Consider the following 25,006-nt stretch of genomic DNA (forward strand, 5'->3'; position numbering starts at 1 on the left):
TGTTCTTCATACTCAGAAAGAACACTCGCATCAAGATTATCCTGAGTCAATTGTTTGGTATGTTTTTTGGCAATATTCTGGTTTAGATTTTTTTGCTCAGATACTGGTTTTTTTGCGTCTTGTTCAACTGCCTTTACTACAGGTGGTGTTACACGTTCGAGTGAATCGCTTTCATTTCTCAAGACATTTTCATTTAAAGGTGTCGCAGAAATTGTATAGCCTGAGCCCCCCAAACCTCCTAACAAAACAATCATTATATAGAATGCAGTTCCTTGACGTTCCATCACGTGATTCTTCCTTTATTTACTCAGTTCTTCTTATTTAATTTCACGCTAACAAGATTTGATTTAATCTGCAATGCTTAGACAGAACTTCCCGATAATCTGTCGGTTATCCATCTATCAAGATGTAAAAAAAGAGGATGTATTGACTACATCCTCTTTATAAAGCTTCACATTTAGTCAGAAATTAACTCAGTTTTAATTTATCAAACACGAGATGCCCATGATCACCTTTGATAATGATATTATCTCCAGCTTGAAATTCTCCAGCCAGAATTTTTTGAGCAAGTGGATTTTCAACCTGTTGCTGAATTGCACGTTTCAACGGACGCGCACCATAAACAGGATCAAAACCTGCATCAATCAAGAGATCAAAAGCAGTATCATCCACGGTCAATCCAATTTCACGATCTGCCAAACGTGAGCGCAAACGATCAAGTTGAATATCGGCAATACCACGGATTTGTGATTTTTTCAGAGAGTGGAATACCACCAACTCATCAATACGGTTGATAAATTCTGGACGGAAATGCTGGCTCACAGCCGACATCACCACAGCCCGCACTTCATCGTCAGTTGCACCTTCCCCTAGCTCACGCACATCTTGCGAACCAAGGTTCGATGTCATCACAATGACCGTATTTTTAAAGTCGATCACGCGGCCTTGTGAATCGGTCAAACGCCCATCATCCAAGACTTGTAGCAAGATATTAAACACATCTGGATGCGCTTTTTCGACTTCATCAAACAATACCACGCTATACGGTTTACGACGTACAGCTTCCGTCAATACACCACCTTCTTCATAGCCGACATAACCTGGAGGTGCACCTACCAAACGACTCACCGAATGTTTCTCCATAAATTCGCTCATATCGATACGAATCATGGCATCATCACTATCAAACAGGAAATTCGCCAAAGCTTTGGTCAACTCTGTTTTACCCACACCTGTTGGCCCAAGGAATAGGAATGAACCACTTGGTCGATTCGGATCAGATAATCCAGCTCGTGAACGTCGAACAGCATTCGAGACCGCGACGACAGCTTCATCCTGCCCGACAACACGGTTATGTAAAAACTCTTCCATATGCAGAAGTTTTTCACGTTCACCTTGCAGCATTTTCGCCACAGGAATACCCGTTGCAGCACTGACCACCTCAGCGATTTCATTTTCCGTTACTTTGGTACGAATCAGTTTTGGCTCTTCGTTTTCTTCAGCAACTTCAGCTTGTTCAAGACGTTTTTGCAACTCAGGAATGACGCCATATTGCAAACGTGCAGCTTCTGCCAAATCACCTTCACGTTGTGCTTTATCGAACGCAATACGCGCCTGATCAAGTTCAATCTGTGCCTTTTTATCACCTTCAACCAAGGTTTTTTCGGCTTTCCAGATCTCTTCCATATCATTGTATTCTTTTTCAATGATTGAAATCTGTTCTTCAAGATGATTGATTTCAGCTTTACTGCCTGCATCTTCATCACGTTTTACCGCTTCAAGCTGCATTTTCAACTGGATAATACGACGTTCCAAACGATCTAAAGCTTCTGGTTTAGAGTCGATCTCCATTTTAATACGCGATGCCGCTTCATCAATCAAATCGATGGCTTTGTCAGGTAGCTGACGATCTGTGATATAACGATGTGACATTTTTGCCGCTGCAATAATTGCGGAGTCAAGAATTTGTACACCATGATGTGCGGCATATTTCTCTTTTAAACCGCGTAAAATCGCAATGGTATCTTCAACACTTGGTTCATCGACCAAAACTTTTTGGAAACGGCGTTCAAGAGCAGCATCTTTTTCGATGTATTGGCGATACTCATCTAGTGTCGTTGCACCGACGCAACGCAGTTCACCCCGCGCTAAAGCAGGTTTCAGCATATTGCCCGCATCCATCGCGCCATCGGTTTTGCCTGCGCCAACTAACGTATGCAATTCATCAATAAATAAAATGACATTCCCATCTTGTTTGGCCAGATCATTAAGTACCGCTTTTAAACGCTCTTCAAATTCACCACGATATTTTGCCCCTGCAAGCAATGAACCTAAATCCAGCGATAAAACCCGTTTATTTTTCAGGCTTTCTGGCACTTCACCATTGACGATACGCTGTGCCAAACCCTCAACAATGGCGGTTTTACCTACCCCTGGCTCACCAATCAACACGGGGTTATTTTTGGTACGACGTGACAAGACCTGAATGGTGCGACGAATTTCATCATCACGCCCAATCACAGGGTCAAGTTTGCCTGCCAAAGCACGTTCGGTTAAATCAATAGTATATTTATTTAATGAGTCACGTTGATCTTCGTGATTATTGCTCATGACTTTATCGTCGCCTCGAATAGATTCAATCACTTTGCGTAGTGCATCAGTCGTTACACCTACGCTGTTTAATAAACTTTTGGTACTACCAGTTTCAGTAAGTGCCAGCAGTACCCAATCTGTTGATAAAAACTCATCACCTGCTTTTTGTGCATGACGATCTGCCAGATTCAAAACCTTCACAGCTTCTGGATTCAGATTGACGTCACCTGTAGGATTGGCAATGGTTGGCGCATCCTGAATCGCCTGTTCCAGCTTTTTCTTTAACTCAGGCAATCTTGCACCTGATTGCTGCAACAGGCTTAAATTGGATGGCTCTTCAAGTAAAACCGCAAGAATATGAATGCCATCAATAGAAGTATGGTCTTTACCAGTGGCTAACGATTGCGCATCTGACAGGGCTTGCTGTAAGCGATTGGTAAATTTTTCAAAACGCATTATTGTTATTCCTCATCATCAATTTGTTACTTGCTTAATACATGGGAACTCTTTTATAAATTTCAAATAAGTTTTATAAAATTTCATTATATTTTTCATAAGCTTATATTAATATTAAATAATATATAACTCAGTTATAATATGGGTTCTTTAGGCAAGATTTTCAAGTAAGTCTGTATGCTGTTTTTGTTAATTCTTAGATACATATCCATTTCATCAGCCTAACAAATTCAGTTATTCACAGCAAAGCAGCAGAATTTTTCAAAATAATCTGATAAAAATCTAAAAAATTATTGCTGATATTTTCTTATGCTTAAAAAAAGCTGTTTTATGCTAGGCTTATCTTTGCTCTCCTTACAATCTCTCTATGCTGAGTTACCACAAGACTCACGTCGTCCTGGTGGGATCGCGGTTATTCCACTTGGTCAAGAGATTAAAAGTGTTCGCTTTAATCAGCAAAATATTCTGATTAGCAATGAAAATACCCAACGTTATGCCATTCTAGGGATTCCATTAAATACGCCAATCGGCACTTTAACAGTCGATACAAATGCCCAACCGATTCAAATTGAAATAAAGCCTTACGCGTATGCTGAACAACGGATTAAGGTCCAAAATCAGGATTATGTAGATCCGTCAGAGGCGCAACTCGCACGTTATGCTCAAGAAGCCAAACAACAAAATGACATCTATAGTTCATTTACAGCAAGTTCATGGCAGTCGATGCCTCACTTTATAGCACCTACTTCAGGTAAATTTAGCAATTCTTTTGGGCGCAAACGTTTTTTTAATGGTGAAGAACGCGCACCCCATTCAGGGTTGGATATTCCTGCACCCATAAGACAAAAAGTTATTGCTCCTACCGACGGTATGGTCGTGCGAACAGGCGATTATTTTTTTAATGGAAAAACTGTGCTGATTGATCATGGACAAGGGTTAATCAGCATGTTTTGTCATTTAAGTAAAATAGAAGTGAAGCAAGGTCAGCAGATTCATCAAGGTGAAGTTTTAGGCTTGGTGGGTAAAACGGGACGAGTGACTGGGCCACATTTACATTGGGGAATGAGCTTGAATAATGCACGAGTAGATCCGCAATTGTTTTTAAAGCCTTAATTCAATCCAAGAACTTCCGAAAATATTTTGGCGCATCGTCATAGCCTTGAGCTAGATAAAACTGATGCGCCAGTTTTCGATGATCGCTTGAATGTAATTCCATCCGATCACAGCCACGCTGTCGTGCAATCTCTTCGGCAGAGGCTAACAATGCCTGACCAATTTTCTGTCCTCGAAATGGTTCATGTACGCAGAGATACGCGACTCGTGCAAAATCTCCTTCTGTCGCGATTTGTGGAATAATACTCAAAGACAAAAAACCAGCAACCTCAGCCTCAATTTGAGCAACAAAAATATATTGATGAGGATCATGCATAAATGCCTTGATTTTTTGTGAAATGAAATCAATCGATTGAACATAACCTAATTGATCCAGTAGAGATTGTAATGCTTGGGCATCTTCTAGTTTTGCTTCACGTATTTGCACCACAGTCATTCCTTCTTTATCTTTTTATGCTATCTAAAAGAAAAAGCTGACAGTTTGTCAGCCTTAACCTTACAGATCTCATCAAATTATTTTCAAACTAAACTTATTCAGCCTCAATAATTTCAAAATCATGCGTAATATTGACTCCACCATCCGACAGCATTTTACTGGCCGAACAGTATTTTTCTGCGGAAAGCTCAACTGCTTTTGCCACCTGTTTTTCTTTCACTGCTTTTCCAGTCACTACAAAGTGCAAATGGATGTCGGTAAATACCGCTGGAATTGCATCAGCACGATCTGCTTTTAACTCACATACGACATTGGTCACATCTTGACGTGCTTTCTTTAAAATGGTCACAATATCAAATGAAGCACACCCACCAAGTCCCATTAAAATCAGTTCCATCGGACGTGGGCCACGGTTTTCACCACCATATTCGGCAGAGCCATCCATCACGACTTGATGACCACTTTCAGATTTCGCTTCAAAAGCAACATTCTCTAGCCAATGAACACTTGTTTGCATTGCAACTACCCAAAAAAAATTATAAATTTACATAGTTCTTGTACACTAGCATAAAATGAGTTGATAAGGAATTTCATCTCTTGTGTGTGAATACGCTCATTTAGGTCTTGTGCGATCTTTTTTATATATCCTAATCGGAAAACTTAAGCATGACGTCAAACTTTTCACAACTCAGCACCGATGCTTTATCTCCAGGTCAACTACCAGAGTCAGTCAAGGCGCTTTTAAAACGTGCTCATATTAATCGCTATCCAAAACGCACGACGATTGTTGACGCAGGTACCGAATCAAAATCGCTTTATTTGATTTTGAAAGGCTCCGTTTCAATTATTTTACGTGAAGATGATGAACGTGAAATCGTAGTTGCTTATTTAAATCCTGGGGACTTTTTTGGGGAAATGGGTCTCTTTGAATCAAATCCACAGCGTACAGCAGAAGTTCGTACACGTGATGTCTGTGAAATTGCCGAAATTTCATATGACAATTTCCACGAACTTAGTAAGCAATATCCAGATTTAAGCTACGCGGTATTTGCCCAATTGATACGTCGTCTGAAAAATACGACCCGTAAAGTCACAGATTTAGCATTTATTGATGTTTCTGGTCGTATTGCGCGTTGTCTCATCGATTTATCAGCTCAACCAGAAGCCATGATTTTACCGAACGGTCGTCAAATCCGTATTACGCGTCAGGAAATTGGACGTATCGTTGGTTGTTCACGCGAAATGGTCGGTCGTGTTCTTAAAACGCTTGAAGAACAAGGCATGATTGAAACCGATGGTAAAGCGATTCTCATTTTTGATGCATCATTAGAAGAGAAGTCTCTGGATGATACTGATTTTGATGACGAAGAATAGAATTTCGTTTTATCTAATAAGAAAAGCAAACTTTATCGTTTGCTTTTTTTTATGAAAAATATCTAAGATACAAAAACATACATACAACTTAAAGCAAATCATTTAAGTTCAAAAATGTCAATTTTCAATGGAAGTTAAGGATCAGGTTATGCAATATCATGCATTGGGTGATTCAGGCATTCAAGTGCCTGAAATTTGTTTAGGCACCATGACCTTTGGAGAACAGAACTCCCAGCCCGAAGCTTTTGATCAATTAAATTATGCACTGGAAAATGGCTTATATTTCTGGGATACCGCAGAGATGTACTCTGTTCCACCCAAACCTGAAACCTATGGGGCGACCGAAACTATTATTGGGAACTGGTTTGCACAACACGCTCAACGTGAAAAAGTGTTTCTAGCATCCAAAATTGCAGGACCTGGTTTCGGTGGCAGCCATATTCGTGAAGGTCATACCCAATTTGGCAAGCATATCGAACAAGCACTGGACGGTTCGTTAAAGCGTTTACAGACTGACTATATTGATCTATATCAACTCCACTGGCCAGAGCGTCATACCAATTTCTTTGGCGGTTTAGGCTTTGCAAATGCTGAAGCTGCAACACACTATGAAATTGAAGCGATGCAACACACATTGTTGGCTCTGCAAAAAGAAATTGAACGTGGGCGTATTCGTCATATTGGTCTATCCAATGAAACACCGTGGGGAACCATGAAATTTCTACAGCTTGCTGAAAAACTGGGTGTCAGCAAATTTGTGAGTGTGCAAAACCCGTATAGCCTATTAAACCGTACCTATGAAATTGGTATGTCTGAAATTGCCAAATTTGAAAGCGTTGGACTCCTTGCCTATTCGCCATTGGCCTTTGGTTACTTAACTGGCAAATTCCGTCATGGCGCTCGTCCTGCGAACGCTCGTGTGACTTTATTTTCGCGTTTTACCCGCTACAGTAATCCTCAAAGTGAATGGGCAACCGAGCAATATGCTCAATTGGCTGAAAAACATGGTCTCAGCTTGACCCAAATGGCACTGGCATTTATCAAACAGCAGTTCTTTGTAAGCAGTACGATCATTGGTGCTACCAGTGTGGATCAGTTAAAAGAAAATATTCAAGCTTTCGACATTACGTTGGATGAAACAATGTTAAAAGGGATTGAAGAGATTCATACCCAACAACCTAATCCTGCACCTTAAGCATAAAAATAGGATGCCTGATGGCATCCTATTTTCTGATTCTGACATTGAATAAAATTAACGGCGATTATTATAAACAGCCATCGCTGCGGGTAAATTTTTACGCATATCATTAATTCGCTGTGCATTTGATGGATGTGTTGACAAGAATGATGGTCCTGCGCCTGCACCATCAAGTTTGTTCATTTTTTCCCATAGACTAATCGCAGCTTGAGGATTATATCCCGCTTTTGCCATTAGCATTAATCCACCAAAATCTGCACGGCTTTCAAGATTACGCGAATAAGGCAAACCCACCCCGACCTGACTTCCCAAATCAAGTGCAGCCGAGCCTAGCTGACCAATGCTATCCCCTGCATAAGCTTTACCGATATTGAGTGCTAAACCAGTCAGAGCTTCAGCGCCAATTTTACTTTTTGAATGTTCTTCCAGCGCATGTGTCATTTCATGCCCCATTACCGCTGCAATCTCAGCATCCGTAAGGTTCAGTTTATTCACAATACCTGTATAAAACACTACTTTACCACCAGGCGCGACATAAGCATTGACTGTATCTGACTTCAACACTGCCAGTTGCCATTGAAATGGCTGACCCGTTTGATTCATCTGGTTTGCATAAGGAACTAGACGTTGCATCACCGTATTGATACGACGATAAGTAATCGAAGAAGTATCCAGCTGACCCTTTTGTCGCGCTTCAGTTGTCATTTTACTGAAGCCCTGTGCTGCTGTCGCATTCAGGGTTGCAGAGTCTGCACCTGCCATATCCGCAAAGGTCGCACAACCGCCAAGTGTCATCATCGTAGCGGTTAAAAAACTAAATACTATTTTTTTATTCATTAAAAGCATCTCCTTACAAGACAAAACTATTTAACTTGCTGTTTTGACGTGCATTATAGATAAATGTTTGAAATAAATGAGATGAATATCATTAGATTTATGTAATTCTATCGAAAAATAAATAAAATCCATGAAATTAAACAAATCACATTCACAATAAAATAAAATCTCAATAGTGGCTTAATTTTATCTTCAAGATTTAAATCGTTTCGCTTAAAAAGCAAATAAGCATTTTGTAATAAAATCACAGGCAAAATAACACAAGCAATAATCACAGTTAAGCCCATAAAAGCTGCCATAAATAGGTTTGGATCATTGGTCTGTAAAGAAATAATCCACATGGCAATCGTGGGCGCACCGCCAATTGCAAATAACAGCGAATAAAAAATCGTTTGTGCAATATGTGGTTGTAGCTTCATGCCGACGTTATTTTCCCATTTTTATATAAAAAATCAGTTTTATCATAAAAGAAAAGCACCTACTTAGGTGCTCTCTTTAGTCGTAAGAACGTGTTTATGCAGAAAATGGGTGGCGTAGCACAATTGTTTCAGCACGATCTGGGCCCGTTGAAATAATATCAATTGGGCATTCGATTAGTTGTTCAATACGTTTTACATAGGCCAATGCATTTGCAGGAAGTTGATCAACACTGGTCAAACCTACTGTTGAATCTGTCCAACCTGGCATGGTTTCATAAATCGGTTTTAAACTTTCAAATGAAACTGCGTCTGATGAACCAATACAACCAGAATCAGTATTTTCATAACCGACACAAATTTTGACTTCTTCCAAACCATCTAGTACATCAAGTTTAGTCAAGCAAATCCCTGAAAGTGAGTTTACATCGACTGAACGACGTAGAATTTCAGCATCAAACCAACCGCAACGACGTTGACGACCCGTTGAAGCACCAAACTCATGGCCAACAGTACCCAAATGACGACCAATCGCATCACCTGTATCAGTCGCAGCATCATAGTGCAATTCAGTTGGGAACGGACCTGCACCGACACGTGTGGTATATGCTTTTGTGATTCCTAAAACATAATCCAAATGCAATGGCCCCATACCAGAACCCGAACTCACGCCACCCGCAGTGGTATTTGAGCTGGTGACATACGGATAAGTCCCATGATCGATGTCAAGCAATGAACCTTGCGCACCTTCAAACATGATCGCTTTATCATCTTTACGATAGTCATGCAAAACTTGAGTTACATCGATAATTAATGGTGCTAAAACTTCACGCCATTGATTACAAAGTGCCAATACATCTTCAAACTTAACAGCTTCGACACCGTAGAATTGAGTCAATTGGAAGTTATGTAGCTCAAGCATTTCCTGAAGTTTTTCTTCAAGTGCTGCACCACCACGCACCAAGTCTGCAACACGCACAGCACGACGAGCCACTTTATCTTCATACGCTGGACCAATACCACGACCAGTCGTACCAATTTTGGCATTGCCGCGTTTCTTTTCACGCGCCTGATCCAGTGCAATATGGTTTGGCAAAATCAAAGGACAGTTTGGAGAAATACGTAAACGCTCTTTAACTGGAACGCCTTCTTTTTCCAAAATATCCATTTCTTCAATGAGAGCAGCTGGAGAAAGCACCACGCCATTACCAATTAAGCACAGTACGTTATCACGTAAAATACCTGATGGAATGAGGTGTAAAACAGTTTTCTTTCCACCTACGACAAGAGTATGACCTGCATTGTGCCCACCTTGATAGCGAACCACAGCTGCCGCTTGATCTGTGAGCAGGTCGACGATCTTACCTTTACCTTCGTCGCCCCATTGGGTACCAAGTACCACAACATTTTTGCCCATAATAGCCTCATTACATCATGCTGTTAAAATTGAACGTTTATTTGCTGTGCATGTCTGACAAATAAACCCTTAAATCTTTTCGATCTGCCATGTACCGTTTACATGTCGCAACTGATGCGTTGCATAAGGAACTGAGCTTAAGTCATCTTCGCCTAATAACTGAATCACAGCCAAACCCTGTTGGCGAGCGACTGCTATGGCTTCTAACAAACTTTGATCCTGACCATTTGGTGCGACAATCGTTTCAATCTGTTTAAATTGCCCTGCACAAAGCGCGTACAAGTCACAACTAAACCCTGTTGCTGGACGCGCACGACCAAAATGTTCACCAATGCCATCATAACGACCACCCTGTGCCAGTGGTGCAGCACGATTAGGAGCATAAACCGCATACATTAGACCAGTATGGTAGTGATAACTACGAAGTTCGACCACATCGATACCGATTTGTAGTGCTGGCCAGCGTGACTGAATTTGGATCAGTGTGGATTTAAGTGCATTTAACGCGTCTTGGAAGGCAACGTCATTCAGCACTTCATCACTTAAATGGCGCTCAAGTGCATCAAGATCACTGGCATAGCGCCCAAGGGCATAAAAGTCTGATCCAAAAGCTAAATCTTGGGTAAATTCTTCTAACTCTGGAAGTGCTTTGCGTTGATACAGATCAGATAAATCTTGTTCCGTCTGTTTATTTAACCCAGCGCGTTCTACCAAACTGCGGAACAAGCCTACATGTCCCAAATCCAGATGAACACCGTCTAAAGCTTTGGCTTGTTGAATTAAACCCAACATCACATCAATCATTTCAACATCAGCTTCGATGCTGTCATGACCATAAAGCTCCGCCCCCAACTGCAAAGGTGCACGAGAAGAATTAAAATTTTGTGGTTTGGTATGAAGAACTGTACCCGCATAACAGTAGCGCGCTACACCTTCGATAGAACGAACATGAGCGTCAATACGAGCAACTTGAGGGGTCATATCTGCGCGGACACCCAATAAGCGCCCAGAAAGTTGATCTATCACTTTAAAGGTGACTAAATCCAAATCATGATTTGATTCAGATAATAAAGACAACGATTCGATGTATTCGATAAATGGTGTATACACCAACTGATAACCACGAGATGCAAGAAAATCGAGTGCATGTCGACGCAAAGTTTCTACGACTTGCGCTTGTTCTGGTAATACATCTGCTACCCCATCAGGTAACAACCATGTCTCTGAAATCGGCATGTTTCAAACCTAAAATTTGCTCAAGGCGGAATCAATCCGCATAAAAAAATCGGGAACACACCCGATTTCTCCAAGTCTAACACGTTCGTAGTTGCCATGCACCTGAGAATTTTAGGAAAATTAAATTTATAGCTTGGCTTTTGATTTGATGATTATTTCAGGTCATCTTTCTCAGACTCATTGAGGCGCTTAAAATCTTCTGCATGCCCCACATATTGAGTGATCAGAGCAATTAGTTCTGCATTCTGCAACTCTAAAAGTTTCGATTTTTGCACAGTTTGATTGAGCAATTCTCGATCAACCTGAACACTTTTTGCAAGATCCTGCATAATTTCCAAAGTCTTTTTCAAATTACTTTCTAGCATCACCACTTTTTCTTCAAGCTTGCGATTCTGAGTTTCGTCAGTGAGTGAATTTTGCTCTTTGCGAAATTGCAAAACAATTAAAATTAGAACCGCGATCATTAAAATAATAATAAATAGCCAGATAAGCATTGTTTTCCCCTGAATTTCTTGCGTTATTCAAATTATGTTGATTAGCCTTCTTTCATCATTGTTTAAACCTTTTTTTATTTCCCCCCATAGGGAGAAATAAAAGGCACTTATACACTTATAAAAAGAAGTCTATTAAAGATATCTCAAAAGTATCCATGTTGATTTAGATTTAATTTAAATCATAGAAGCTTTAAGTTTTGAAATATAAAAAGCAACACATTCAACTTAGCTTAATGAAATGATTCACACAAATCCAGCAATCGGTTGGCATAGCCCCACTCATTGTCATACCACGCAAAAACTTTTGCTTGGCGACCCACGACCATAGTTTGAGTTAAATCGACAATCAATGAATAAGGTGAATGATTAAAATCACTTGAAACAAGTGCTTCATCTGTCACAGACATAATTTCGGCATAGTCATTTTTTGCCGCTTTTATTAATACTTCATTTAAATGATGCACATTGACTGGATTTTGCGACACAAAACTGAGATCAATTGCAGCGACATTGATCGTTGGCACTCGAATCGAATAACCATCAATTCTACTTTCCATTTTAGGCATCACTCTTTTCAGCGCATTTAAAGCACTTGATGTGGTCGGAATAATGTTTTGTCCCGATGCGCGAGCGCGACGTAAATCACGATGTGCATGATCGAGTACCGACTGATCAGCAGTCACTGCATGAATTTCAGTCATCAGCGCAGTTTCTATCCCAAAGGCATCATCAATAATTTTGACTAAAGGTACTAACGCTTGCGTGGTACATGAGACACTGGAAATAATACGATCTGTAGCTTTGACTTCTGATTGATTGATTCCGTAGACAATCGCGGCATCCACCTGATCAAAGGGTGCAGCACCAATAATGACGCGTTTAGCGCCTGCCCCTAAATGTCGAATTGCATCGGCGTGTGAACGAAATAGTCCAGTGCACTCAAGGACAACATCTACTTCTAAAGTTTTCCATGGTAAATTTTCAGGCGCCTCTTCACGAAACATCTGTAGCTTTAATTCACGACCAAATGCCTGTATATGCAAGAAGATTTTCTCATCTTCGATCTTGATCGCAACCTCACCGTGAAAACGACCATGCGTCGTGTCATATTTAAATAAATGCACCAATGTCTCGACATCAGCGATGTCATTAATCGCCACGATATCAAAATGAAATCGTTTTGGATTTTCAAACCATGCACGTAACACATTTCGGCCAATTCGACCAAACCCATTAATGGCAATACGTTGCATGATTTATCCTTTTATATAAGCGATCAGACTCTATGTTAAAACATTGATTATCACGATGATACAATTGAATCGAGAGTTTAGACGAGTTTGTTATTTTTTAACCAATCAGAAATCATCATTAACGATCATTTGGTTTCCCTATGATTTGTGAATTAAGCTGAATTGCCTTAACAAATATAGGCATTCTGGAAATTTACTGCTTTTTTGATCACATACGCTGACAATTCTCGATCAAACGTTTGCATAGAATTGTCATCATTTCTCGGTAAAATCATTGGTTGAACAGGGTTTTTCCGTTATAATTTGGCGCTTTTGAAATCTACGCCACGCATTCATCCTTCATCGTTTTTGTTTAAACGATGCACTGTCTGCATATAGCCTATTTGAATTTATGGAGTGACTTGGTCGTGAGTACTCGTTTTATGACATCTGCTGAAATTCGTGAAGCTTTTTTGCGTTATTTTGAATCGCAAGGCCACACACGTGTCGCGTCGAGTTCACTTGTACCCGCCAACGATCCAACGTTGCTGTTTACTAATGCCGGCATGAACCAGTTTAAAGATTGCTTTTTAGGTCTGGAAAAACGCGATTATGTGCGCGCTGTTTCATCACAAAAATGTGTGCGTGCAGGCGGTAAACATAACGATCTGGATAATGTCGGTTATACTGCCCGTCACCATACTTTCTTTGAAATGCTCGGTAATTTCTCTTTTGGTGATTACTTCAAAGAAAATGCACTTAAATTTGCATGGGACTTTTTAACCAGCGAACAATGGTTAGGCTTACCGAAAGATAAACTTTATGTCACGGTTTATCATACCGATGATGAAGCTTATGACATCTGGAATAAAGAAATTGGTTTAGCGCCTGAACGCATCATTCGCATTGGCGATAATAAAGGCGAAAAATACGCATCTGATAACTTCTGGGCAATGGGTGATACTGGACCATGTGGCCCTTGTTCTGAAATTTTCTTTGATCATGGCGATCATATCTGGGGTGGTTTACCCGGTACGCCTGAAGAAGATGGCGACCGTTTTATCGAAATCTGGAATAACGTTTTCATGCAGTTTAACCGGACTGCGGATGGCGTATTGCACCCACTTCCAGCTCCATCGGTCGATACGGGTATGGGCTTGGAACGTATTAGTGCGGTATTGCAACATGTCAATTCAAACTATGACATTGATCTATTCCAGCATCTGATCAAATCTGCCTGTGAAATTCTTGGCGTTCAAGATCAAGGTCAACCGTCACTACGTGTTGTTGCAGATCATGCCCGTTCTTGCTGTTTCCTGATTGCTGATGGTGTTAATCCGTCTAATGAAGGTCGTGGCTATGTGTTGCGCCGTATCATTCGCCGTGCAGTACGTCATGGTAATAAACTTGGTGCAACAGGTACGTTCTTCTATAAAATGCTTCAGCCTTTAATTGATGTCATGGGTGAAGCTTACCCTGAACTTAAACATGATCAGGCACGCATTGAAGCGACTTTAATTAAAGAAGAAGAACAATTTGCCAAAACCCTTGAGCAAGGCTTAAAACTTCTCGAAGGTGAACTTGCGCAACTTACTGGCAAAGTGATTGCGGGCGAAACGGTATTTAAACTGTATGACACTTATGGTTTCCCAACCGATTTAACCGCGGATATTGCCCGTGAACGTGATCTGGAAATCGATGAAGTCGGTTTTGAACGTGAAATGGAAGCACAGCGTCGCCGTGCACGTGATGCAGGTAAATTTGCAGTCGACTACAACAGCATTGTTAAAGTGGAAGGCGAAACACAATTTGATGGCTACAATGCAACCGCAGGTCAAGGTCAGATTGTGGCTATTTATAAAGATGGCGAGCAAGTTGACGAAGTTGTTGAAGGTGATGAAGCCTTAATCGTTTTAAATCAAACCCCTTTCTACGCAGAAAGCGGTGGTCAGATTGGCGATACGGGTCTATTCAAAAACGAGACAGGGATTTTTGAAGTTCAAGATACCAAAAAATCTGGTGGTGCATTTGTGCATCAGGGTATCGTCACCATGGGTAGCTTAAAAGCCTCTCAACAGGTTGAAGCGACCGTTAAAGCAGACATTCGTGCTGCAACTGCGCGTAACCACTCCGCTACCCACCTTTTACATGCTGCACTTCGTCAAATTTTAGGCACACATGTTCAACAAAAAGGTTCATTGGTTGCCAGCGACATTTTACGTTTTGACTTTGCCAATGACCAACCCGTGACTTTTGAGCAATTACAGCAAGTGGAACAATTAGTGAATCGTGAAGTGATTGCCAATACAGCTGTTGGCGTTGAACTACTCGATATTGAATCTGCCAAAGCCAAAGGCGCCATGATGTTATTTGGTGAAAAGTATGGCGATGAAGTTCGCGTACTTTCCATGGGTTCAGTCATTGACGAGCGTAACTTCTCGATTGAACTTTGCGGTGGTATTCATGTACAACGCACGGGCGATATTGGTCTATTCAAAATTACGTCTGAAGGCGGTGTTGCGGCGGGTATCCGTCGTATCGAAGCAGTCACAGGCACCAAAGCGCTTGAAATCGTGCAAAAAGTAGATACCGATATTCAACAGATTAATAGCTTATTAAAAGCACAAAAAGATCAAACAGTAGAACGTGTTCAGGCTGCGGTAGAACATACCTCAGCGTTGCAAAAGCAAATTGAACAGCTTAACCAAAAGTTAGCAAACTTTCAGGCGGCTGAACTTTTAAGCCAAGTTCAAACCGTTGCAGGTCGTTCTACCCTGATCACCACTGTTCACAACATGGACGCGAAATCACTTCGCAACCTACACGACAGTGTAAAATCAAAATTAGAGGATGCCGTGATTGTATTGGCAGGTGTAGAAGATGACAAAGTCAGTCTGATTTCATCTGTCGCAAAACAATACACAGCTCATCTAAAAGCAGGCGATATCATTAAACATCTTGCAGCCGAACTTGGCGGTAAAGGTGGTGGTAAACCTGACTTAGCACAAGGTGGCGCGCCACTAAACGAGAAGTTTGAACAAGTTATGACAGCTCTCCCTGTCTGGCTTGAACAGTACTAAGACTTCACTTTTGTGTAACTGACTCTGAATTAAGCCTCTCAGAGTCATGGCTTATATGGAACAACTATGGCATTAATCGTACAGAAATATGGCGGGACCTCAATGGGGACTCCTGAGCGCATTTTAAATGTTGCTCGTCGTGTGAAGCGTTGGCATGATCACGGCCACAAGGTTGTAGTGGTGGTTTCTGCAATGAGTGGTGAAACCAACCGCTTACTTGCACTTGCCAAGGCCATTACCGAAACACCTGATCCGCGTGAATTAGACCAAATGGTGTCTACAGGTGAACAGGTGACGATTTCCATGTTAGCAATGGCACTTAATTCAATTGGTGTAGAAGCTAAATCCTATACAGGTCGTCAGGTTGGAATTAGAACTGACAGCGCGTATAACAAGGCACGTATTGAAGCGATTGATACTGATGTCATGACGGCCGATCTTGATGTCGGTCGTGTATTGGTTGTCGCAGGCTTTCAGGGTGTCGATGATGAAGGTAATACCACGACATTAGGTCGTGGTGGTTCTGACACCACGGGTGTTGCGCTTGCTGCAGCCTTAAAAGCAGATGAATGCCAGATTTATACCGATGTGGATGGTGTTTATACCACTGACCCACGTGTTGCACCAAAAGCCAAAAAAGTGGATCGTATTTCTTTTGAAGAAATGCTGGAAATGGCCTCTTTAGGCTCTAAAGTCCTTCAGATTCGTTCAGTTGAATTTGCAGGTAAATATCAAGTACCACTGCGTGTCTTGTCTAGTTTTGATAATGACGACGACGGTGCATTTGATGAAGACTTTAAACAAAACGTAGGTACTTTAATTACCACTGAGGCAGAAGACGATATGGAACAACCGATTATCTCAGGTATCGCATTTAACCGTGATGAAGCTAAGCTGACCATTTTAGGTGTAGCTAATGAGCCAGGTGTTGCTGCTAAAATTTTGGCTCCAATCAGTGCTGCTAATATTGAAGTCGATATGATCATCCAAAATGTCGAAGAAGATGGTACGACTGATTTCACATTTACTGTCAATCGTGGTGATCTTGCCAAAGCTGAAAAAATTCTGAAAGAAACCGCTGCAAATATTGGCGCGCGTGAAGTTGCAACACGTGATGATATCGTCAAAGTATCAATCGTCGGTGTGGGTATGCGTTCTCATGCGGGTGTTGCAAGTAAAATGTTTATCGCTCTTGCAGACGAAAGTATCAATATTTTGATGATTTCAACTTCAGAAATCAAAATTTCAGTCTTGATTGAAGAAAACTATTTGGAACTTGCAGTTCGTACGCTACATACCGCATTTGGTCTGGATCGTGAACATGGTGAAAGTAGTGCACGTGCATAAACTTTGATCAAACAAATTGTGAAATAGATCACTTTTCAACAATTTGTGTCAAAAAAATAGAGCCACTGTAGTTTTTTCTATAGTGGCTCTGTTATATTAGCACCTATGTATTTAGAAAAATTAAGCAGCATCATTAAATACAACATCTTTTTTATTGATTCTGTTAATTATTTCTCTAATTCTGAGGTTGTAATTTCGGTTTCTTAAACCACTATCGCAGGTTTAGCGTTTTAGCAAGGAGATAAACATGCTGATTCTGACCCGTCGTGTCGGAGAAACATTAATGATTGGGGATCAAGTCAGTGTAACTGTGCTTGGCGTTAAAGGTAATCAGGTTCGTATTGGTGTGAATGCACCAAAAGAAGTATCTGTGCACCGTGAAGAAATCTACCAACGTATTCAACACGAACGTGCCATGCATGAACACCTTCAACATCTTGATCAAGACTATCAGCCTTCATTTGAAGATGATAATTTCTCTCAAAACAATTTTAATCGTTAAGAATATATTGTTGTTGATGATTAAAGCGGCTTACAAGCCGCTTTAAATATTTCTATAGCCTAGATGATCAAACATCCAGTGCGAGTGCTTTCTTTACAGGTGCATAGCTACGACGATGTTCATCGATCACCCCATGACTGGTGATGGCTTCAAAATGAGCTTTGGTAGGATATCCCTTATGTTTGGCAAAACCAAAGACAGGATATTTCTCATCCAGTGCCTTCATTTGTCGATCTCGCGCAACTTTGGCTAAAATACTGGCCGCACTAATTTCAGCATGGCTTGCGTCACCTCCGACAATCGCCTCACAACTGATGCTCATTCCTTTTGGAATTTGATTACCATCCACAATCACTTTACTTGGTTGAATTTTCAAGTTATTTACAGCGCGATTCATCGCCAGAAAAGTCGCCTGTAAAATATTGAGTTCATCAATTTCAGTATGCGTTGCTTCCGCAATTGACCAAGCCAGCGCTTTTTCCTGTATCTCAACAAACAGTTTTTCACGTTTTTTTTCAGTCAGTTTTTTAGAATCATTTAAGCCCTGAATCGGGTTATTCGGATCTAGAATAACCGCCGCAGCGACTACCGACCCCACTAACGGCCCTCGGCCTGCTTCATCTACACCAGCAATCATCATAATGATTTATTTCGTCAAAGTTTGTTGGAACGTTTCATTTACACAGGCGGTTACCGTTTTCGACACCACTTGACCTACCATTGCAGCTCGAGCATTTGGATCAAAGGTGGCATTTGCCAAATCAGCAGCAGTAACGCTATAAGGTGCTTTTTCACTGACACAGCCACAAATTTCAGTTTGAATATCCTGTTTTTGATCAGCGGTCATCAGTTTAGAAGCAGTTTGCCAAGCAGGAATAGTATTGATTTCATTCATACATTTGTTATTTACCGCAATTTTCAAGGCAGTCATGCCTAATTGCTCAGTAGTATTTGTCGCTGTGTTCATCGAACCATCTGTTGCACAACCTGTTAAAAGCAAGACAAATGCAGTCAAACCAAATAGTGATTTTTTCATCGCTGTTTCCAAAAAAGTTTTAGCTATTTTGCCTAAAGCCTGCTTACGATGAAATAACTAATTTGTAGAAAAGCGCTAAATTAAATCAATCACCACTAGCTTAATATGTATGGCGGTTTTGATCGTTTCATTAAAAAAACGCTTCGTTACAGTAGCCCCATTTTTCCAAGGTGTCTTCTCGTCTATTCTCGCGTGATAATTCGCAATTGTAAAAGGGCATCATTTCATGTCTAACTCTAGCCAGTACTACACCAGAACGGCACAATATTTACACTGGATTATGGCTATTATCTTTATTACGGCGTGGATCATTGGTTTTTATAGTGGTAATTTTTTAAGCTATGAAACTGACGGCAGCTTTAAAGGTGATGTCATTACTCTTCACAAGAATATTGCAACGACCATTATTTTCCTTGTCATGATTCGACTTTTTTGGCGGTACACCCATCCTGTGCCACAACTTCCAGACAGCATGTCCCCTTTGATGAAAAAACTGGCACATGCAGGTCATTTAGCCCTATATTTTATTTTATTGGCGTTACCCATTACTGGCTGCTTGTTTAGCTGGAGTGCTGGACACCCTGCACCTGTGCTTTACCTGTTTAATATCCCTCAACTGATTGGTGAAAATCCTGAAGTGATGGCGATCGTGAAACCGATGCATATTTATCTGTCATGGTTTGCAGGGCTTCTTGTCGTTGGACACATTTTGGCAGCACTTAAACATCATTTTATTGACAAAGATCATGTGTTGATCAGTATGACCAGACAACCCAAATAATCCCTCAAACAGATTCCATAAAAAACGCATCTTATTCAGATGCGTTTTTTAATTCAATATTCTATTTTTTTATAGCTGTTGGATAGTTGCAATCCATTTCTGCTTTTCAGCAGAATCGATAAAAGATGCTTCAAATGAATTGATCGCCAATTGTTTTAGCTCATCATTGGATAAATTCAAAGCTGTATGAACCGCAAGAAAATTATCATTCATATAACCACCAAAATAAGAGGGATCATCTGAATTAATGGTGACATGTACGCCTTGTTTGAGTAAACGGTGAATATTGTGTTCAGCCATATCCTCTACGACACAAAGCTTTAAATTACTGAGCGGACAAACCGTTAACGGCATTTTTTCATCAATCAAACGCTGCAATAAAGCTGGATCTTCGTCTGATCGCACGCCATGATCAATACGATTGACCCGAAGCAAATCCAGTGCTTCCCACACATATTCTGGCGGACCTTCTTCACCTGCATGTGCGACAATTAAAAAACCTGCTTCACGTGCTTTAGCAAAAACACGTTCAAACTTGGACGGTGGATGCCCAACCTCACTAGAATCTAATCCAACCGCAATAATGTCATCTTTAAATGCCAATGCTTGTTCGAGCGTTTTAAATGCATCTTCTTCGCTTAAATGACGTAAAAAACACATAATCAGTTGAGAGCTAATGCCTAGTTTGTCTTTTGCATCAGTACAAGCGCGTTTTAACCCGTTCAAGACTGTCGCAAACTCAACTCCACGCTCAGTATGCGTTTGCGGATCAAAAAACATTTCAGTATGCACGACTTTATCTTCAGCACATTTTTCGAAGTATGCCCAAGCCAGATCGTAAAAATCCTGCTCATGTACCAAAACATTTGCGCCTGCATAATAGATGTCTAAAAATGACTGTAAATTATGAAAATTATAAGCTTGTTTAATTTCTTCGACCGACTGATAAGGAATCTGAATATGATTGCGCTGTGCGATTTCAAACATCAATTCAGGCTCAAACGTGCCTTCAATATGCACATGTAATTCGGCTTTGGGTAAAACACGAATTAACTCAACTTGATTCATAATAACTCCAAAATAGCAAAGGGCGCAGAAAACACCCTGCACCCTTTTTTCTTCAATAAAAATTATCCGCCAAATACAGCAAACTTAAATGCCCAAAGTACTGCCACGATCCAAACCATATATGGGACAGTTTTAGCTTTGCCTGTCAGTAATTTAATCAAAGCATAGCTAATAAAGCCCATCGCAATACCATCTGCAATTGAATAAGCAAATGGCATAAAGACAATGGTTAAAAATGCAGGAACAGCTTCTGTAATATCTTCCCAATCAATATTGGTGATCCCTTGAATCATCAACACACCAACAAATAAAAGTGCTGGAGCAGTGGCAAAACCTGGGACTGATTGAGCAAGAGGAGCCAAAAACAAACAAGCAAGGAATAAACAAGCGACTACCACCGCAGTCAAACCCGTACGACCACCTGCGGCCACACCTGATGCAGACTCAATATATGGTGTAGTCGAAGAAGTTCCTAAAGCAGCCCCTGCAACAATCGCAGTCGAATCTGCAAATAAGGCTTTTTTCAAACGCGGTAATTTACCATCGACCAATAAACCCGCACGATGTGAAACACCAACCAGTGTTCCAGTACTGTCGAACAAATCGACCAAGAAGAAGACAAAAATAACGCCAATCAAACTTGCGGTAAATAGTCCTTCAAAATCCATTTGTAGGAAAGTCGGCGCTAATGATGGAATCTCACCAACGACACCTTTAAATTGATTCAAACCCATGAATGTTGAAATGGCTGTAATGACCAGAATACTGATAATAATCGCACCACGGATTCGAAAGTGATGCATCACTACAATCATCAAAAACCCAAGTAGTGACAATAAAACTGTTGGCTGTTTAATATCACCCAAACCGACTAGTGTCGCTGGGTTTGCTACAATAATGCCCGAATTTTTGAGTGCCACCAACGCAAGGAATAAGCCAATCCCCCCCCCGATCGCAAATTTGAGTGACATCGGGATGGCATTCACAATCGCTTCACGAATTTTTAAAAAGCTGATTGCCAGAAAAATAAGACCCGAAATAAAAACTGCGGCTAAGGCAGTTTGCCACGGCACACCCATGCCCAGACAAACTGAGTAGGTAAAATAAGCATTTAACCCCATACCAGGAGCAAGTGCGATTGGATAATTGGCGATTAGCCCCATGACCAAGCAGCCAATTGCGGCAGCCAAGCAGGTTGCGACAAAGACCGCACCATGATCCATTCCAGTTTCAGACAAAATTAGTGGATTGACAATAATGATATAGCACATCGTCAAAAAGGTCGTTACACCTGCAAGCACTTCAGTTCTAAAGCTTGTCTTATTTTCGCTTAGTTTAAATAAGCGCTCTAACAAGTCTGCTGAAGGGTTAGGAGTTGACATAACATAGTCCCTACAAAAAGTTTGAGCATACTGTGTTGCTATATGTATATGGTCTTAAAGGAAATATTTATTTGAATACACTTTTAAGACGCATTGCGATTGTATAATGGATTAAGCAATCAATATGCCATTTGCTTATTATTAAAAAGCAATTCCCTATTTCCAAATACACACTATTAGTAACAAAGTATAAGGTTTAATCATCTGACCAAAACACAAAAAAGCCGCATAGATGTATGCAGCTTCACATATAATTGAAGGAATATGATGTTAAAAATATAAATTGATATCTTTAATGCCTTCCCACGAAAAGATTATATCATATTATTTATATTTTTGTTTTAGCAATCCAATTCGATACATTTATAAAATTTATTTAAAATCATGAGCTTGAAATCAAAATTTTAAAGCTATTGTATTAGACCCTGACGATGAACACCAGAAAGCGACGAATGCTGATTGTAGTTTGGATTCGCTTCAAGTGTCTTGAGACTATGCTCTGCTTCTGTGATTACTCGACTCACCTGTTCTCTTTTCTTTACTTTAGAATCAAGATAAATACTGTAACCAAGCAGAATCACTAGGCTCGCAAAAATCAAAATAAGTATATTTCTCATAAGCGATATTCTTGTTATCCACATATTTGTGATTTATTTTACCAAAAATGAACAAAAAGCGACACATAAAACATTCTCTTGATACTTTATATGTGATGCATTTTTGAAATTTTTAACCCTTTGTGCATCATGATCTAATCTGGACAATACAGCATTCAGATCGCTCATTTATTGTTAATCTTTTGATTTAAAATTATTATTTAAATAGTTTAGAACTATTTATGATAACCATCGCGTCAACATCAATCTGATTCTTAAACTCCTTCGGATAATTTAAAAACTTTTCATTGTTTCGCTATTCATTGTATTCGTATAATTTTGGTTACTTAAGTATCAAAACTATCATTTTTAGACTTTTAAAAGCACAACAAATGATCTTTAGGTATTAAATTATGAGGACTTAAGCTGGGAAATACAAATATACTCAGCGTATGTCCTACAATACCTCAACTAATAAATTATTGTATTATCGTGACAAAATAATGAATGCATCACTATTCTGCCGTTTTAATGATAAATTCTCAGTCTGATATCATGATATTTTTAGGATGATTCAGATTGGCATAAAGTGACTTTTTTTGTCAGCAGATACATCTTTTTTTATTCTTCACTTTTTTAAGTTCAAGTTTAGCAATCACATAGTGACTCATCTGCTCGCTTTGGTTTCTCTGGCTAATGGTGCTACACTAGCGACTCGTTTCAAAATCTCTTTCATTTTATGCAAATCACGCCACCTTAATTGATTGTTTTTTATTTATCAATTCATCACTGTCTAGTGATGTGGTGTCGTCGTGTGTGTAAATATCACATCACTAGCCTTTAATCATATACAAATACTCTTACAGGCTATTTATGTTTCAGCAAATTCGTCAAGAATGGTTCTCCAATATTCGCGGGGATGTTCTTGCAGGCTTAGTCGTTGGACTTGCTCTTATTCCCGAAGCAATTGCATTTTCCATTATCGCAGGTGTTGACCCTCAAGTTGGCTTATATGCCTCGTTTTCCATGGCGGTTGTAATTGCTTTTATGGGCGGTCGACCTGCCATGATTTCCGCAGCTACAGGCGCTATGGCATTATTGATGGTTAGCCTAGTCAAAGAACATGGACTAAACTACCTTCTTGCAGCAACAATTTTGACAGGTATTATTCAAATTATTGCGGGACAACTTAAACTCGCCAAACTGATGCGCTTTGTCTCCAAATCTGTGGTGGTTGGTTTTGTAAATGCTTTGGCTATTTTAATTTTTATGGCACAACTTCCTGAATTATTACATGTTTCGTATCAGGTTTATGTATTTGTGATTTTAGGGCTCGCCATTATTTATTTATTTCCTTATGTTCCCAAGATTGGCAAGTTAATTCCCTCACCCATGGTCTGTATTATTGTCATTACATTCTTGGCGCTATTTTTAAACTCACATGTACGAACCGTCGGTGATATGGGCAATTTGCCCAATAGCCTACCGCATTTCTTTATTCCAGATATTCCGTGGAATCTTGAAACTTTATGGATTATTTTACCTTATTCCTGTGCATTGGCAGCAGTAGGATTATTAGAATCGATGATGACCGCGACTATTGTGGATGAACTGACGGATAGCTCGAGCGATAAACATCGTGAGTGTAAAGGTCAGGGTTTTGCCAATATTGTGACAGGTTTTATGGGTGGTATGGCAGGGTGCGCCATGATTGGACAATCCATGATTAATGTAAAATCTGGCGCGCGCAAACGTCTTTCAACTCTCGTTGCTGGTGTTTTTCTACTGATATTAGTTGTGTTTATCAGTGATTGGTTGCGGGTCATTCCTATGGCAGCATTGGTTGCCGTGATGATTATGGTGTCTATCAGCACTTTTGATTGGGGATCAATTAAAAACTTTAAACATAATCCTAAAAGCAGCAATATTGTCATGATAGCCACAGTCATCGTGGTGGTTGCAACTCATAATTTGGCAATTGGGGTTTTGGTTGGGGTGCTCCTTTCTGCATTATTTCTGGCGCAAAAACTTGAAAATGATGTACATATTGAAACTTCACGTCATGGCGACACACGCATTTATGATGTACGTGGTCAATTATTTTTTAGCTCATCAGAACGTTTTTCTCAGGCTTTTGATTCTCAGGAAAATGTTAAACACGTCGTTATTGATTTAACGCATTCTCACATTTGGGATGTGACAACAGTCGCTTCTCTCGATAGCATTATTGAAAAGTTCCAGAAAAATAATATACAGGTCACTGTAAAAGGTCTAAATGAATCAAGTTCGATCATGATCGATAAGTATGGTAAACACGCCAGAATTTAAAAATGCTCAATCTAAGAGATAAAAAACCGTGCAATTCATTTGCACGGTTTTTTATTAAAAGCTTATTTGAGATTTAAAACTGAAA

General features: G+C 40.1%; 22 protein-coding genes and 1 pseudogene. 8 read left to right on the top strand and 15 right to left on the bottom strand.

Translation table 11 applies throughout. The features are described 5' to 3' along the window. A pseudogene (locus tag JR005_RS15055) lies at positions 1-284 on the bottom strand (hypothetical protein); the annotation flags it as partial. Positions 285-468: 184 nt separating this feature from the next. After that, the gene (gene clpB, locus JR005_RS13585) at positions 469-3,048 is read right to left on the bottom strand and encodes an ATP-dependent chaperone ClpB (RefSeq protein WP_004989684.1); all 2,580 of its coding nucleotides are present in this window, start codon (positions 3,046-3,048) and stop codon (positions 469-471) included. Between the two features lie 309 nt (positions 3,049-3,357). Here clpB and JR005_RS13590 point away from each other — a divergent pair, with 309 nt between their 5' ends. After that, on the top strand, positions 3,358-4,161 hold the full coding sequence (locus tag JR005_RS13590; RefSeq protein WP_218665286.1) for a peptidoglycan DD-metalloendopeptidase family protein: 804 nt from the start codon (positions 3,358-3,360) through the stop codon (positions 4,159-4,161). Between the two features lies 1 nt (position 4,162). Here JR005_RS13590 and JR005_RS13595 read toward each other — a convergent pair whose 3' ends face one another. Together JR005_RS13595 and JR005_RS13600 are read right to left on the bottom strand one after the other, a co-directional pair. Continuing rightward, positions 4,163-4,597 (bottom strand): GNAT family N-acetyltransferase, encoded by a 435-nt coding sequence (locus JR005_RS13595; RefSeq protein ID WP_010588778.1) that lies wholly within the window; start codon positions 4,595-4,597, stop codon positions 4,163-4,165. 94 nt (positions 4,598-4,691) lie between these two features. Further along, positions 4,692-5,114 carry an OsmC family protein gene (locus JR005_RS13600; RefSeq protein ID WP_004989689.1) on the bottom strand — a complete coding sequence of 141 codons (423 nt, stop codon included), beginning with the start codon at positions 5,112-5,114 and terminating at the stop codon, positions 4,692-4,694. Positions 5,115-5,263: 149 nt separating this feature from the next. On the opposite strand from JR005_RS13600, the gene crp reads away from it, so the two are divergent. Both crp and JR005_RS13610 read left to right on the top strand, forming a co-directional pair. Continuing rightward, complete coding sequence (crp, locus tag JR005_RS13605) at positions 5,264-5,971, top strand: cAMP-activated global transcriptional regulator CRP (RefSeq protein WP_218665287.1); 708 nt, start codon at positions 5,264-5,266, stop codon at positions 5,969-5,971. A 148-nt stretch (positions 5,972-6,119) separates the two neighbouring features. Further along, positions 6,120-7,166, top strand: a complete 1,047-nt coding sequence (locus JR005_RS13610) for an NADP(H)-dependent aldo-keto reductase (RefSeq protein WP_218665288.1) — start codon at positions 6,120-6,122, stop codon at positions 7,164-7,166. Between the two features lie 57 nt (positions 7,167-7,223). Here the strand turns inward: JR005_RS13610 and JR005_RS13615 are convergent, their stop codons facing one another. From JR005_RS13615 to JR005_RS13640, 6 genes are all read right to left on the bottom strand, one after another. Continuing rightward, a complete protein-coding gene (locus JR005_RS13615; RefSeq protein WP_049175598.1) occupies positions 7,224-8,006 on the bottom strand; it encodes a M48 family metallopeptidase in 783 nt (260 codons plus the stop codon). Between the two features lie 107 nt (positions 8,007-8,113). Further along, a complete protein-coding gene (locus JR005_RS13620) occupies positions 8,114-8,425 on the bottom strand; it encodes a hypothetical protein (protein WP_005003779.1) in 312 nt (103 codons plus the stop codon). Positions 8,426-8,519: 94 nt separating this feature from the next. Further along, positions 8,520-9,839: an adenylosuccinate synthase gene (locus JR005_RS13625; RefSeq protein ID WP_218665289.1), complete on the bottom strand. Its 1,320-nt coding sequence runs from the start codon at positions 9,837-9,839 to the stop codon at positions 8,520-8,522. A 69-nt stretch (positions 9,840-9,908) separates the two neighbouring features. After that, positions 9,909-11,075, bottom strand: a complete 1,167-nt coding sequence (locus JR005_RS13630; RefSeq protein ID WP_004989709.1) for an ATP phosphoribosyltransferase regulatory subunit — start codon at positions 11,073-11,075, stop codon at positions 9,909-9,911. 152 nt (positions 11,076-11,227) lie between these two features. Then, positions 11,228-11,569, bottom strand: coding sequence for a hypothetical protein (locus JR005_RS13635; RefSeq protein WP_004989711.1), 342 nt, complete (start codon positions 11,567-11,569; stop codon positions 11,228-11,230). A gap of 230 nt (positions 11,570-11,799) precedes the next feature. Next, positions 11,800-12,822 carry a type I glyceraldehyde-3-phosphate dehydrogenase gene (locus JR005_RS13640; RefSeq protein WP_004989713.1) on the bottom strand — a complete coding sequence of 341 codons (1,023 nt, stop codon included), beginning with the start codon at positions 12,820-12,822 and terminating at the stop codon, positions 11,800-11,802. A 422-nt stretch (positions 12,823-13,244) separates the two neighbouring features. Here JR005_RS13640 and alaS point away from each other — a divergent pair, with 422 nt between their 5' ends. The 3 genes from alaS to csrA all read left to right on the top strand — a co-directional run bounded on the left by alaS (position 13,245) and on the right by csrA (position 17,730). Beyond that, complete coding sequence (gene alaS / locus JR005_RS13645; RefSeq protein WP_034698770.1) at positions 13,245-15,881, top strand: alanine--tRNA ligase; 2,637 nt, start codon at positions 13,245-13,247, stop codon at positions 15,879-15,881. A gap of 66 nt (positions 15,882-15,947) precedes the next feature. Continuing rightward, the gene (locus JR005_RS13650) at positions 15,948-17,228 is read left to right on the top strand and encodes an aspartate kinase (protein WP_004998416.1); all 1,281 of its coding nucleotides are present in this window, start codon (positions 15,948-15,950) and stop codon (positions 17,226-17,228) included. A gap of 247 nt (positions 17,229-17,475) precedes the next feature. Further along, the gene (csrA, locus tag JR005_RS13655; RefSeq protein WP_004989721.1) at positions 17,476-17,730 is read left to right on the top strand and encodes a carbon storage regulator CsrA; all 255 of its coding nucleotides are present in this window, start codon (positions 17,476-17,478) and stop codon (positions 17,728-17,730) included. Positions 17,731-17,797: 67 nt separating this feature from the next. On the opposite strand, the gene rnhB is transcribed toward csrA, so the two are convergent. Next, the gene (gene rnhB / locus JR005_RS13660; RefSeq protein WP_034698776.1) at positions 17,798-18,370 is read right to left on the bottom strand and encodes a ribonuclease HII; all 573 of its coding nucleotides are present in this window, start codon (positions 18,368-18,370) and stop codon (positions 17,798-17,800) included. Between the two features lie 6 nt (positions 18,371-18,376). Next, complete coding sequence (locus JR005_RS13665) at positions 18,377-18,766, bottom strand: hypothetical protein (RefSeq protein ID WP_034698779.1); 390 nt, start codon at positions 18,764-18,766, stop codon at positions 18,377-18,379. A 226-nt stretch (positions 18,767-18,992) separates the two neighbouring features. On the opposite strand from JR005_RS13665, the gene JR005_RS13670 reads away from it, so the two are divergent. Further along, positions 18,993-19,547, top strand: a complete 555-nt coding sequence (locus JR005_RS13670) for a cytochrome b (RefSeq protein ID WP_004989731.1) — start codon at positions 18,993-18,995, stop codon at positions 19,545-19,547. A gap of 69 nt (positions 19,548-19,616) precedes the next feature. Here the strand turns inward: JR005_RS13670 and JR005_RS13675 are convergent, their stop codons facing one another. The 3 genes from JR005_RS13675 to JR005_RS13685 form a co-directional block, all read right to left on the bottom strand. Further along, positions 19,617-20,615: an adenosine deaminase gene (locus JR005_RS13675; protein WP_104795007.1), complete on the bottom strand. Its 999-nt coding sequence runs from the start codon at positions 20,613-20,615 to the stop codon at positions 19,617-19,619. A gap of 62 nt (positions 20,616-20,677) precedes the next feature. Then, positions 20,678-21,997: an NCS2 family permease gene (locus JR005_RS13680; protein WP_004989736.1), complete on the bottom strand. Its 1,320-nt coding sequence runs from the start codon at positions 21,995-21,997 to the stop codon at positions 20,678-20,680. 410 nt (positions 21,998-22,407) lie between these two features. After that, positions 22,408-22,614 (bottom strand): hypothetical protein, encoded by a 207-nt coding sequence (locus JR005_RS13685; protein ID WP_010588781.1) that lies wholly within the window; start codon positions 22,612-22,614, stop codon positions 22,408-22,410. 852 nt (positions 22,615-23,466) lie between these two features. Here JR005_RS13685 and JR005_RS13690 point away from each other — a divergent pair. Continuing rightward, positions 23,467-24,921, top strand: a complete 1,455-nt coding sequence (locus tag JR005_RS13690; protein WP_218665290.1) for a SulP family inorganic anion transporter — start codon at positions 23,467-23,469, stop codon at positions 24,919-24,921. Positions 24,922-25,006: the final 85 nt, after the last annotated feature.

Source organism: Acinetobacter sp. Colony158, assembly GCF_019264745.1.
GTDB lineage: Bacteria > Pseudomonadota > Gammaproteobacteria > Pseudomonadales > Moraxellaceae > Acinetobacter > Acinetobacter ursingii.

Excerpts from the sequence above, each read along its gene's own strand:
- JR005_RS13620 (WP_005003779.1), bottom strand. The coding sequence starts at position 8,425 with ATGAAGCTACAACCACATATTGCACAAACGATTTTTTATTCGCTGTTA.
- JR005_RS13640 (WP_004989713.1), bottom strand. The coding sequence starts at position 12,822 with ATGCAACGTATTGCCATTAATGGGTTTGGTCGAATTGGCCGAAATGTG.
- JR005_RS13590 (WP_218665286.1), top strand. The coding sequence starts at position 3,358 with ATGCTTAAAAAAAGCTGTTTTATGCTAGGCTTATCTTTGCTCTCCTTA.
- JR005_RS13685 (WP_010588781.1), bottom strand. The coding sequence starts at position 22,614 with ATGAGAAATATACTTATTTTGATTTTTGCGAGCCTAGTGATTCTGCTT.
- JR005_RS13675 (WP_104795007.1), bottom strand. The coding sequence starts at position 20,615 with ATGAATCAAGTTGAGTTAATTCGTGTTTTACCCAAAGCCGAATTACAT.
- JR005_RS13680 (WP_004989736.1), bottom strand. The coding sequence starts at position 21,997 with ATGTCAACTCCTAACCCTTCAGCAGACTTGTTAGAGCGCTTATTTAAA.
- alaS (WP_034698770.1), top strand. The coding sequence starts at position 13,245 with ATGACATCTGCTGAAATTCGTGAAGCTTTTTTGCGTTATTTTGAATCG.
- csrA (WP_004989721.1), top strand. The coding sequence starts at position 17,476 with ATGCTGATTCTGACCCGTCGTGTCGGAGAAACATTAATGATTGGGGAT.
- JR005_RS13635 (WP_004989711.1), bottom strand. The coding sequence starts at position 11,569 with ATGCTTATCTGGCTATTTATTATTATTTTAATGATCGCGGTTCTAATT.
- JR005_RS13670 (WP_004989731.1), top strand. The coding sequence starts at position 18,993 with ATGTCTAACTCTAGCCAGTACTACACCAGAACGGCACAATATTTACAC.
- JR005_RS13595 (WP_010588778.1), bottom strand. The coding sequence starts at position 4,597 with ATGACTGTGGTGCAAATACGTGAAGCAAAACTAGAAGATGCCCAAGCA.
- JR005_RS13600 (WP_004989689.1), bottom strand. The coding sequence starts at position 5,114 with ATGCAAACAAGTGTTCATTGGCTAGAGAATGTTGCTTTTGAAGCGAAA.
- rnhB (WP_034698776.1), bottom strand. The coding sequence starts at position 18,370 with ATGATGATTGCTGGTGTAGATGAAGCAGGCCGAGGGCCGTTAGTGGGG.
- crp (WP_218665287.1), top strand. The coding sequence starts at position 5,264 with ATGACGTCAAACTTTTCACAACTCAGCACCGATGCTTTATCTCCAGGT.
- clpB (WP_004989684.1), bottom strand. The coding sequence starts at position 3,048 with ATGCGTTTTGAAAAATTTACCAATCGCTTACAGCAAGCCCTGTCAGAT.
- JR005_RS13650 (WP_004998416.1), top strand. The coding sequence starts at position 15,948 with ATGGCATTAATCGTACAGAAATATGGCGGGACCTCAATGGGGACTCCT.
- JR005_RS13610 (WP_218665288.1), top strand. The coding sequence starts at position 6,120 with ATGCAATATCATGCATTGGGTGATTCAGGCATTCAAGTGCCTGAAATT.
- JR005_RS13690 (WP_218665290.1), top strand. The coding sequence starts at position 23,467 with ATGTTTCAGCAAATTCGTCAAGAATGGTTCTCCAATATTCGCGGGGAT.
- JR005_RS13630 (WP_004989709.1), bottom strand. The coding sequence starts at position 11,075 with ATGCCGATTTCAGAGACATGGTTGTTACCTGATGGGGTAGCAGATGTA.
- JR005_RS13625 (WP_218665289.1), bottom strand. The coding sequence starts at position 9,839 with ATGGGCAAAAATGTTGTGGTACTTGGTACCCAATGGGGCGACGAAGGT.
- JR005_RS13665 (WP_034698779.1), bottom strand. The coding sequence starts at position 18,766 with ATGAAAAAATCACTATTTGGTTTGACTGCATTTGTCTTGCTTTTAACA.
- JR005_RS13615 (WP_049175598.1), bottom strand. The coding sequence starts at position 8,006 with ATGAATAAAAAAATAGTATTTAGTTTTTTAACCGCTACGATGATGACA.